Annotated in this window: 7 protein-coding genes; 4 read left to right on the top strand and 3 right to left on the bottom strand. The window is 52.5% G+C overall.

Annotated elements, in window-relative coordinates; genetic code table 11:
* Positions 1-120: 120 nt before the first annotated feature.
* Positions 121-2,679, top strand: coding sequence for a glycoside hydrolase family 2 protein (locus RB298_RS32715; RefSeq protein ID WP_486050456.1), 2,559 nt, complete (start codon positions 121-123; stop codon positions 2,677-2,679).
* 337 nt (positions 2,680-3,016) lie between these two features.
* Positions 3,017-3,559 (top strand): alpha/beta fold hydrolase, encoded by a 543-nt coding sequence (locus tag RB298_RS32710; RefSeq protein WP_486050454.1) that lies wholly within the window; start codon positions 3,017-3,019, stop codon positions 3,557-3,559.
* 446 nt (positions 3,560-4,005) lie between these two features.
* Here the strand turns inward: RB298_RS32710 and RB298_RS32705 are convergent, their stop codons facing one another.
* From RB298_RS32705 to RB298_RS32695, 3 genes are all read right to left on the bottom strand, one after another.
* Positions 4,006-5,826, bottom strand: coding sequence for an ABC transporter substrate-binding protein (locus RB298_RS32705; protein ID WP_486050452.1), 1,821 nt, complete (start codon positions 5,824-5,826; stop codon positions 4,006-4,008).
* Positions 5,827-5,904: 78 nt separating this feature from the next.
* Positions 5,905-7,413, bottom strand: coding sequence for an ABC transporter permease (locus tag RB298_RS32700; RefSeq protein WP_096775193.1), 1,509 nt, complete (start codon positions 7,411-7,413; stop codon positions 5,905-5,907).
* 13 nt (positions 7,414-7,426) lie between these two features.
* Positions 7,427-8,869: an ABC transporter permease gene (locus tag RB298_RS32695; RefSeq protein WP_012819360.1), complete on the bottom strand. Its 1,443-nt coding sequence runs from the start codon at positions 8,867-8,869 to the stop codon at positions 7,427-7,429.
* A 145-nt stretch (positions 8,870-9,014) separates the two neighbouring features.
* On the opposite strand from RB298_RS32695, the gene RB298_RS32690 reads away from it, so the two are divergent.
* On the top strand, positions 9,015-10,757 hold the full coding sequence (locus RB298_RS32690) for an ABC transporter ATP-binding protein (RefSeq protein WP_096775194.1): 1,743 nt from the start codon (positions 9,015-9,017) through the stop codon (positions 10,755-10,757).
* Between the two features lie 210 nt (positions 10,758-10,967).
* Complete coding sequence (locus tag RB298_RS32685; protein WP_009589707.1) at positions 10,968-11,603, top strand: SGNH/GDSL hydrolase family protein; 636 nt, start codon at positions 10,968-10,970, stop codon at positions 11,601-11,603.
* The last annotated feature ends 205 nt before the right edge of the window (positions 11,604-11,808 follow it).

Below are 11,808 nucleotides of genomic sequence, written 5' to 3'. Positions count from 1 at the left end.
GCTCGCCGGGAAGCTGATCGTAGCGTGGAGAACGAGCTGAAGTGCGAAAAAAGTCACGTCTGTATGAGGTATGACCCGAACCGCATCAAAATCAATATATAGAGATGGAGAGAGACGATCATGAATTTTAACGTTATGACTTTAAATCAATGGAAATTCAAGGCTTGCGACGAATCCAAGTGGCTTCCGGCCCAGGTGCCGGGCTGCGTTCATACCGACCTGCTGAAGAATGGCATCATCCCCGATCCCTTCTACGGGACGAATGAGCATGACCTGCAGTGGATCGATAAGAAGGATTGGGAATATGAGACGTCGTTTGATTTGGATTCGAATCTGAGCGCACAATCCCGCATCGAACTCGTATTCGACGGATTGGATACCTACGCGGACGTGTTCGTGAACGGGGCCAAGGTGCTTTCCGCCGATAATATGTTTCGTTCATGGCGGATCGATGTGAAATCACAGCTCAAGGATTCGGGAAATGTGATGAAGATCCGCTTCCGTTCCCCTATCCAGGAGGATCTGCCGAAGCTTGAGAAGCTCGGATATCCGCTGCCTGCTTCGAATGACCAGTCCGAGGTTGGCGGGATGGGCGACCAGAAAGTGAGTATTTTTGCCCGAAAAGCGCCTTATCACTACGGCTGGGATTGGGGGCCGCGTTTCGTGAGCAGCGGGATCTGGCGGGAGGCCAGGCTCGAGGCTTGGTCCGAAGTCAGGCTGGATGATTTGTTTATTCGCCAGGATGAGGTTACGGCAGAAATGGCCAGGGTTACGGCCGTTGCCACCATTGCAGCGGAGCAAGCTTGGCAAGGCGTGCTTCGGGTAAGTGCGGGCGGCCAGACATGGGAACAGGATGTTCGGCTGGAAGAAGGCCGTCATTCGGTTGAATTGAGCCTTGAACTTGCCGAGCCGAAGCTGTGGTGGTGCCGCGGCCTGGGCGAGGCCCATCTCTATTCGTTCCATGCCGAGCTGGCGGAAGCGGAACGGACCGTTGCGGAGAAAAAGGTTCGAACCGGCCTGCGCAGCGTCAAGCTGGTACGGGAGCAGGATAGCCGCGGCACTTCCTTTTACATCGAGCTCAACGGCACGCCTGTGTTTGCCAAGGGAGCGAACCATATTCCGAACGACAGCTTCATAACGGAAGTGACGGCGGAACGCTATCGCCATGAAATCGCGTCCGCTGCGGAATCGAACATGAATATGCTGCGCGTATGGGGCGGCGGTATTTATGAAGAAGACGTCTTTTACGATCTGTGTGATGAATACGGGCTCATGGTATGGCAGGATTTCATGTTTGCTTGCAGCATGTATCCAGGCGACGAGGCGTTTCTGGAGAACGTTCGGCTGGAAGCGGAGGAGAACCTGGTCCGTCTGCGGAATCACCCGAGCATCGTGCTCTGGTGCGGCAACAACGAGATTGATTCCGCTTGGGCGCACTATGAAGAGAAGGGCGGCTGGGGCTGGAAGCAGGACTATACCGAGGAGCTCCGCGAAAAGATCTGGAGCGACTACGAAAAGATATTCCACGAAATTCTTCCTGAGGCCGTAACCGGTTATGCTCCGGGAGCGGAGTATTGGCCTTCCTCCCCGCTGGTATCGCTCAGCCATGACAAGGAGCAGCATGCCAATCCTTCCACAACGAGCGGGGATATTCATTACTGGGGCGTGTGGCATAACACGGAGCCGTTTGACAACTACAACGTTTACGTCGGCCGATTTATGAGCGAATACGGGTTCCAGTCCTTCCCGGAACCGAAAACGGTGCGGACATATGCGGAAGATCGCGATATGGAGCTGGAGTCGAAGGTCATGCTGGCTCATCAGAAGAACGGTGCCGGCAACCGCTTGATCAAGAGTTACATGGATCAATATTATAACGAGCCGAAGGATTTCGAGGCTTTCCTGTACATGAGCCAGATCCAGCAGGCCGAAGCGATGAAGACGGCGATCGAAGCCCACCGCCGCAACAAGCCGTATTGCATGGGCACGCTGTATTGGCAGATGAACGACTGCTGGCCGGTCGCTTCGTGGGCAGGCATGGATTACCTCGGCAGATGGAAGGCGCTGCAGTACGCGGCCAAGCGCTGCTTCCGGGATGTCAGTCTCTCGGTCGAATCCAAGGAACAGGAGATTCGGGTTCATCTCGTATCCGATATTTCAGAAGCGGTCCAGGGCACGCTGAAGGTTCAGTTATTCGATTTTAACGGAAAAGAGCTCTATGGATCCGAGCAGCCGATCCGTGCGGAAGAGCAAGCGTCGCTCGTCGTATTCCGGGCTGCGGCCGATGAGCTGCTCCGCGGGCATGATTCATCCGAGGTCGTACTGTTGGCGCAATGGCTTCAGGATGGAGTCGTGGTTGATAGCAAAACATTCTATTTCGTGAATGACAAGCATCTTCGTCTGCACAGTCCGACCATCAGCGTAAAAGAAGTCGAGGGAAGCGATGGCACGGCGTTTGTGCTGGAGAGCAGCGTGCTTGCCCGCCACGTATGGCTGTCCGCCGAAGCGGAAGGCTTCTACAGCGATAACTTCTTCGACCTGATTCCGGGCATCCCGGTGACCGTATCCTTCAGCCGCCGAGATAACGGAGAGCAGGCATTTGTACCAGGCAAGCCGGGCAGGGCCGAGGTTCGGTCCATGGCCGATTGCATCGATCCGTCAATGGTGCTGACCGTGTAATTCATCCTGCAATCAATCGCTAAAAAGAGCCGCCCCTATAACCGATTCCGGTGCAGGGGCGGCTTTGTTTGTCTTTAATGGAGCCAAGAATTTGATACTGAAACGGCAAACCATTTCTTTGTCGGCTTCATCATAAGCCGGGGATCCCGGGGATTCGACACCTTGATCTCGATATACCTTTATTTTGTGATAAAGGGTATGCCAAGGGTTCATGATACAGGTCGGATGTCAGCAAATAAAAAGAAGTCCGGCATGCTGCTATCGGTTATTCTAGGTTGGTACACATCCTGTTGGACATGCTTATACCCATGAGCAAAGATCGAGAAGGAGACGGATCATGAAAAAACAAGTTTTGTTCATTCATAGTGCCGGCCCGCAAGGCATCCGCCAAGGAAGCAGCGGCTTGATCGCCCATTTACAAGAACGGCTGGGTGAAGCTTATCATGTCTTATCTCCCGGCATGCCGGATCCGGATTACGCTCTGTGGAAAGCGCAGATTGCCAATGAAATCAAGGGATTGGATGGGGAGGTGCTGCTGGTAGGTCATTCCCTCGGCGGTTCCATTCTGTTGAAATACCTCTCGGAAGAAGACGGGCAGCTAACCGTCTCTGGACTGTTTTTGATCGCCGCCCCTTATTGGGGCAAAGACGACGATTGGCAAAACGAAGAATATGCATTGTCCGATTCATTTGTTTCCAAGCTGCCGCATCTCCCGAACCTATATCTATATCACAGCCGTCACGATCCAGTAGTACCGTTCGCACATGCTCAGCACTACGCGAAGCAGCTTCCCCAGGCCGTCACCCGGGCATACGAGGGCGACGATCACTACTTCCGCGAGGGCTTGCCCGAGCTTGTGGACGATATTAAGCGCTTGTAATCCAAGGCTTCAGTCTTGTTAACACCCCTATGTGTAAATACAGGGGTGTTTTTCCCCTTCACTTCCCACCTCCAAAAAACGGGCGAGAGTAGCTGCGCCGCGGCTAATCGTTCGTCTTTTTATTTGTTTAGCATCTTCGAATAAGTGTGGAGATGCATATCCGTCCCGATAAGACTTCAGCGGAGAAGGCGGAATGATGCTGGAGAAGCGAAGCGGTCTCCTTTGTCCCCGGATTTCTACGTTAGTTCATTCATTCATGGAAATCTGGGGGCAACAGAGATCGGAAGTATCATCCGCATGCGGAGCGATGCCAAAAAACAACCGGCACAATGTAAAAGGAGGAGCGGCTCCATAGTGACGCTAAGAAGAGGGGAGCAAGAAGGCGCATATAAACCTCGCATCAAAAAAAGACGACATCAGCTTTTCGCTAATGTCGTCCTATTTTTTTACTTGCTCGCTTTGTATGCGTTCAAGAATTCCTTCACCTTCGCCGGATCGGCTACCAGCTCGTTGCCGGTTTTGACGATTGGGCTGACGGTGGAGTAGGCTTTGATTTTGTTGTTGTTGTAGTAGGCCAGGATTTCATCCTGGTTGATCGAGTAAAGCACCGCTCTTCTCAGATCGTCGCTTGTTGCCACATCGCGGTTCTTCGTGTTGAACAGCAAGTAGGATACGGCATTGCTTTCGATCGTTTGCAGCTTCAGCTTGCCGTCGCCTTTCACTACGTCGTATTTCGTTTCCGGCACGCCGTAGTACAGGTGGATTTCGCCGCTGCGCAGTGCGGAGAGCGTGCTGTCCGCATCTTTGATAAAGCGTACTTTCACTTGCTCGATTTTCGGTTCGTGCTCCGTGCCCTTCATGTAACCAGGGTTTTTGAAGAAGGTGGCTTCATAGTCATTCTTGGAAGACAGGATATACGGACCGCTCGCATACAGTGTGTTGTTGTATTTATCGCCTTCGGTTACGGTGTTCTGGTCGCCGTAAGGGATGTCTTTGTTCACGTCGAATTTCTCAACGTCATACGTGTTGATGGATTCAACTTGCTTCTTCGATACGATACCGGCCGATTGGTGAGCCAGGTAGTTCAATACTTGCGGGAACGGCTCGGTTGTCGTCAATTTGATGACTTGGTATTTGCCGTCTTTCGTGCTTGCTTGATTCTTGTCGCCCACGAGAGAAGCGATCTTGGTATCCAAGCCGGCTTCCAGCGCTTCCTTGACGCTTTCGCTGCCGCCGGAAACCTTGGTGTTTTCCAGTACGCTCAGGTCGGTTACGGCTTCAACGGTGTTGATGTGCTCGTGAAGCGTGTAGGTACGATGATCAGGCACCGAATTTTTGTCTTTCGCTCTGTTCATGGAGAAGATGACATCGTCCGCGCCTACGCGTTCGCCGGAATCTTCCGCTTTTTTGTTCGTGATTTTTGCAAAGTTAATGTCGTCTCTAAGAATGAAGTAGTACTCCGAGTTGCCTTCGCCGATGGCATGGTTATAAGACAGCGATCCTTCGGACGTGATCTTGTCATCATCGGTCAGGTTGATCAGACGTACGTTCATGTTGGTGTTGATGATGTTAATGGAACCGTCGTTGCCCTTGATCGGGTCAAGCGAAGTCAGTTCAGAGATCGATTGGGACAGAATCAGCGGCTGCGTCGCACGCTTGGATTGGTCTTTGAAATCGACGGCTTCCCAAGGCAGGGAACGGGATTTCGAAAGACGAACGGAATTCTCGTCCAGCACATCCTTGTTGAACGCTTGGCTCTTCAGGGAGATGTACAATGGAGCGATGTAAGCTTTGTCCGTTACCAGACGTTGTTCCAGCTGCTTGTAAGTCTGAGCGGCGTCTTCCGGCGTTTGCGTGGCCGCTTGGTCGATCAGCTTGTCCACTTCTTCGTCGGACATGATGCTGTAGTCGCCGCCGGTTTTGAACAGGGAACGAACGGCATAGTCAGGGTTACCCGTTACGGTTGTCCAGCTGGACAGCGCGATGTCGTAATTGCCGGCATCCTGCTGTGCCTTGAAGCTGCCGTAGTCCGGCTGCAGATTCAGCTTCACGTTGAAGCCGTTCTTGGTGAGCTGGTCGCGAATGATGTTGACATCGGATTCGTTAGAGCTCATGCCAAGCAATTCAATATTAACAGCGGATGTGTCTGTGGTTGTATCCGCTGGTTCTTGCTGATTTTGCTGTGCATCATCTTTGGTTGTTACGTTGCATCCGGCCAGTACGATGACTAGCGAGAGGAACAATAACAGCAAGGAACTCTTTTTCATTGGTGATACCCTCCTGAGTTGTATATATATAAAATATTTTTTGAAACCAACGTTAGTGTGCCCAGGGCACGAAAAGCTTTAATCCAGCTTCGGATCGAGCGCATCCCGCAGTCCGTCGCCCAGAAAGTTGAAGGACAGGACAAGCGCGATGATGGCCAGACCCGGATAAATCGCCAGGTAGGAATGCGTCTCAAGGTACGTGCTTCCGATCTTCAGGATATTCCCCCATTCCGGGATATGCGGCTCGACGCCGAGACCCAGATAACTCAAGCTGCTCGTCGAGATGACGGCTGCACCAATGGTTAACGTCGATTTGACGATCATGGGCGCGAGCGAGTTGGGAACGATATGCTTGAAAATGATCGAAAAATTGCTCGAGCCGAAAGCTCTGGCCGCATCGACGTACTCAAAGGTGGAGACCAGGAGCACATTCGCCCTCATGGTTCTTGCATAAGTCGGTATAGCTCCTACGCTGAGCGCCAGAATGAGGTTGACGGTATTGGCTCCGAATGCGGCAATGATCGCAATGGCGAGCAGGATGCCCGGAATGGCGTACAGCACGTCCAGCAATCGCATGATGACGTTGTCGGTATGGCGGCCATAGTAGCCGGAGACGGCACCGAGAATGCCGCCGATGACAACCGGAATCGCCGTAGAAGCGAATCCGACGATCAGCGAGATGCGAGCCCCGAATACGATCCGGGAGAACAAATCCCGGCCGAAGTTATCCGTACCGAAGGGGTATGCCAGGCTTGGCGGCTGCAGGATGGCGCTGTAGTTGTTATCGATCGCAATGCTGTAATCGAAGGTAAACAGACTGGTCACCGACAGGCAGAACAGGAAGATTACGAAGAACAGTCCGGACATGGCCGTCGAATTGGCAGTAAGCTTTACCCATACGTCGCCCCAGCGGGTCATCGCGGGATTGCCGTTCTTGCGGATCTTCGCAAGCAGGTTGATGCCGAGCACCAGAGCAAAAATATTGCCCGTTGCCGCAGTCAGAATGATCGGAAAAGCAAGCCAGGTCAATGCCGGATGCGCATAATTCGATTTTACGTACCTGGCAACGAGGATAAGCGCGATCAGCTGAACGACGGCTATAACCAGAAGCACGGCCATGGCCGGCAGGAACGTATTCGAGACGTAAGGCTTGAACAGATTCAGCGCCGATATCGCGATGGCGAACAGCTGGGTTAGCAGCATGTAAACGGCAATCGTATATTCGGGAGGCTTCTGTTTTTTGATCAGATTGAAACCGAACGTGACGGTAAACAGATTCCCCGTAACGATGCTCAGCAGCTGAACGTAACCCAGGATCCTGGTCGAGCGCCGGATTTCTCCGTCCCTTTGAAGATCCCTTCGGATCAGCAGCGTAATGATGATCTGTATGATCGTAAACAGTGCATATGCCGCAAAGGCGGTGAACACCCACGGTTTGATGGTTCCCCCAGTGAAATCAAAGCTGTTCAGAAGCAGGATCACCGTTAAGGTCAGAGAGATAACCCATGTGAAGCTGGCTTGACTGTACTCGTGTGAGGATTTCAGCTGGTGTTTGGTTTCTGGTTTGAAAAGAAGCTTCTTAATCATGAGTACACCTGCTTTAGTATTGTTTCATCTTGGACCTGATCCGTGGATCGAAGAATGCGTACAAGATATCGATGATGACGTTCACCAGCGATATGGTGATGGCGGTGTAAACCACGCCGCCCATGATGGCCGGGATGTCAGGGATAAATTGTTTATCCACGATGTAGCTGCCGATACCGCTGATGTTGAATACCTTCTCCGTAACGGCGGAACCGCCGAGCATCCCGCCGAACTGAAGCCCGATGACGGTAATGATCGGAATGATGGCATTGCGGACAGCATGCTTCATCAGAATGGTGCGCTTGCCCAGCCCCTTCGCTCTGGCTGTGATCATATAATCTTCATTAATGACTTCCAGCGTGGAGGAGCGCGTCATTCGGGCAACCGAAGCGGTAAGTCCCGTCCCGAGCACGATCACCGGCATGATCATGGACAGCCAGTTCTCCGGATTGAAGGTGGCGGGCAGCCACTGCAGCTTGATCGAGAAATTCAGGATGAAGATCAGTCCCTGCCAGAAGTTCGGAATGGACAGCCCGATCAGCGCGATGAACATAAACGTATAGTCAAAGAACGAATTCGGTCTCGTGGCCGAGATAATCCCGATCGGCAATGCGATCGCAATCGCGATGATCAACGAAATGACCGTAAGCGTCAGCGTGATCGGAAACTTTCTGGCGATGCTGGAGGTAATCTCTTCGTTGCCCGAGAAGGATTTGCCGAGATCGAAATAGGCGATGCCTTTAATGTTGTTCCACAGCTGCGTCAGATAGCCCTGATCGAGTCCGTGCATTTTGTTGAAAGCCGCGATCTGTTCCGGCGTTGCCGTCTCGCCCAATATGTTGGCCGCGGGGTTAAACGGCGACAAGTGAAGAATCGTAAAGACGAGAACCGCTACGCCAAAGATAACGAATACCGTCATCACGAGTCTCTCCAAAATATATTTCAGATAGGGATTGCTGTACAAAAAAATAAGGATGTACATCAGCAAGCCCGGAATAAGTGATATAATGAAGAACAACGGATTCTCGATGAGAGAACCGAACGTATCGGCCAGAGTCAGCCGTTTGCGATTGTTCAGCTTCAGGTCTTTGGCGGTCCGATCCTTGAGGACTTCACGGAACCTTGCCTCTGCGATCTTATCGACTTCCTGCCGGAGCTGAGCCTCGCTGATTTTTTGCTTGAAGAACTCATGCTTGCGTTTCTGCTGCTCCATCATCTCGGAGCGAAGGGCCTCCAGATATCCGGCGGCCAGCATCTCGCTGCGTATGCGGTTCTCAGCCGCCGCGTAGTCATCCTTCTTTCTCTGGACCAAATAAAATAGGAAGACCACGAGATTCACGGGCGCTCCCAATAATAATAGTAAGTATCTATAAGAAGGATTCAGAAGGATCTTACTGTATGTGCTGCTTATCGAACTTATGAGTCTGTTTGGTCTTGCTGCTTCTGTCCCCCCCATAAGGTGCCTTTCCTCCTTGTTTCAAATTGCATTATTCCGAGTGATATAGTATATTTTATTTTAGCCTATTTTAAAAGTCAATAGATTATAAGAGTTGTAGAGTATATTCCTTTAATGACATAAGCATAATGGCAGGTGAGCAGAGTTGGAACCGATATTGCAGGTTAAAAATTTGAGCGTGGCCTTTCAATCCCGTGATTCAGAATTTCACGCGGTGCGTGGGGTCAGCTTTGAAGTGAAGAAAGGGGAGACTCTCGGTATCGTCGGAGAATCCGGGAGCGGCAAAAGCGTCACGGCACGCTCGATCATGCGGCTGCTGCCTTCCCCGCCTTCTTATATGAAGGATGGAGAGATCCTGTTCCTTGGCCAGAACCTGGCCGAGAAAACCGAGAAGGAGATGGAGAGCATCCGGGGACGCGATATCGGGATGATTTTTCAAGACCCGATGACCTCGCTGAACCCGACCATCCGCATCGGGGAACAAATATCGGAAAGTCTGGTCAAACACCAGAAGCTGTCCAAGCAGGAAGCGAAGCAGCAGGCGCTTGACATGCTCAAGCTGGTCGGCATCCCGAACAGCGAAGCGCGTTATAATCAATACCCGCACGAGTTCTCGGGCGGCATGCGGCAGCGGGTGATGATCGCCATCGCCCTGGCGTGCCGACCTGCGCTGCTGATTGCGGACGAGCCGACGACGGCGCTTGACGTAACGATTCAGGCCCAAATCCTCAATCTGATGAAAAATATGCAGGAGCGCTTCGGTTCCTCCATTATATTGATTACGCACGATCTCGGCGTTGTGGCGGGCATGTGCGACCGCGTGGCCGTGATGAAAGACGGCGTGATCGTGGAGACGGGAACGACGGAGGAGATCTTCGAGAATCCTCAGCATCCCTATACCTTGAAGCTGTTAAACGCGCTACCGCGCCTCGACGAGAAGAAGAAAGCGAAGCCGGCGCCGATCATCGTGCCAAGCACGGATTACAAAGGACCGCTGTTAGAGGTGAAATCCCTGAAGCAGTATTTTGATATGGGCAAAGGGAATGTGCTTAAAGCGGTGAATGATATCAGCTTTCATATTCAGGCGGGGGAGACCCTCGGGGTCGTCGGCGAATCCGGCAGCGGAAAATCAACGACGGGACGAGCCATCCTTCGACTTCATCAGCCGACGGGCGGAGAAGTGCTGTATCAGGGGATGTCCGTGAATCGCCTCTCCCCTTCGGAAATGAAGGCCATGCGGCGCCATATGCAGATGATCTTCCAGGATCCGTATGCTTCGCTGAATCCCAGATTGAAGGTCGTGGATATTATCGGCGAAGCGCTGGATGTCCATAAGTTAACCGGCAGCAAGCAGGAGCGGAAGAAGCGGGTCGAGGAGCTGCTGGATATGGTCGGACTGGATCCGGCTTATGCGACGCGCTACCCGCACGAGTTCTCCGGCGGCCAGCGCCAACGGATCGGGATTGCGCGGGCGCTGGCGGTAGAGCCGAAATTCATCGTGTGCGATGAGCCGCTCTCCGCGCTCGACGTGTCGATCCAATCGCAGATCGTGAAGCTGCTGGAGGAGCTGCAGCACCGTCTGGGCTTGACCTATCTGTTCATTGCGCACGACCTGTCGATGGTGAAGCATATCAGCGACCGCGTTGCCGTTATGTATATGGGCAAGATCGTCGAACTCGCGGAAAGCGAGGAGCTCTACTCCAATCCGCAGCATGATTATACGAAGTCCTTGCTCGCGGCGATTCCGGTGCCCGATCCGAAGATCGAATCCAAGAAGAAACGGGTCCTGCTGGAAGAACGCACCGGAGAGGATAAATATAATCTGGAGCATTCCGAGCTTGTGGAAGTATCGGAAGGCCACTGGGTGGCCATGCCGACCGGAGCCTAATCGAATAATAGAACCTGTCCTGACCCGGAGTCGGGGCAGGTTTTTTATCCAAAAAAAATCGATCCGAATTGGCGATTTGCAGTGCTCATAAAAAGGAATTGAGCCCTGCACGGCAAATATTTAAATGTTAGGAAGCGTTCTCACGATACATGAGCCTACGAATTTCCAAGTATACGCACAATAGCAACATACCGATGAGGGGGAAGTGGAATGAATCGTTTGCAGCAAGGGGATGTCGTATTATTTCAAGGGGACAGCATTACGGATTGCGGTCGCGACCGCAACTTTTCCGGCAGCTTGGGGAACGGCTACCCGCTATTGATCGACTCATTGTTCGGCATGAAATTTCCTGAGTTGAACGTTACCTTTTTGAATAGAGGGATCAGCGGAAACCGGGTCGTCGACTTGAATAACAGATGGCAGGAGGATTGCCTGGACCTGAAGCCGGACTGGGTATCCATCTATATCGGAATCAACGACACTTGGCGCCGATATGATAGCGGGGACCCGACAAGCACCGAGGATTATAAAGCCGGGTACCGCAAATTGATCGAACGGACGAAAGAAGCGCTGGACGCCAAGCTGATTCTGGTCGAACCGTTCGTGCTGCCTCATCCGGAGGATCGGAGAGCCTGGCGCGAGGATCTGGATCCGAAAATCACGGCGGTCCGCGAATTGGCGGTGGAATACGGAGCCCTCCTGGTGCCGCTGGACGGATTGTTCGCTGCGGCGTCGGTGCGACGCGAAGCTGCCTTCTGGGCGCCGGACGGCGTGCATCCGTCACCGGCCGGACACGGCCTGATCGCGAAGGCATGGCTTGAAACGATGGGCGTTTCTCTAGGGTAACGCTTAACGGTTGGTCTTAGAGCTGAAGCTGGAAGCAACAAACGCTGGATGCACGGAATCCGTGCTCCTAATGGAAAGAGATCGGGCGCGAATGTCGTGCCCGATCTCTTTTTTTAAATGAGAATGGCAATAGGTGTGAAATATGGGTTCATAGCTGCCGATACAATTAGAAATGTTAGAAATCACTTTCATTTTTTTTGCGTAT

It is taken from the genome of Priestia sp. BR_2, assembly GCF_041954005.1.
Taxonomy (GTDB): Bacteria; Bacillota; Bacilli; order Paenibacillales; family Paenibacillaceae; genus Paenibacillus_AQ; species Paenibacillus_AQ lautus_A.
The sequence above is the reverse complement of the archived record's forward strand: the minus strand, read 5'-3'. Positions and strand labels throughout refer to the sequence as shown.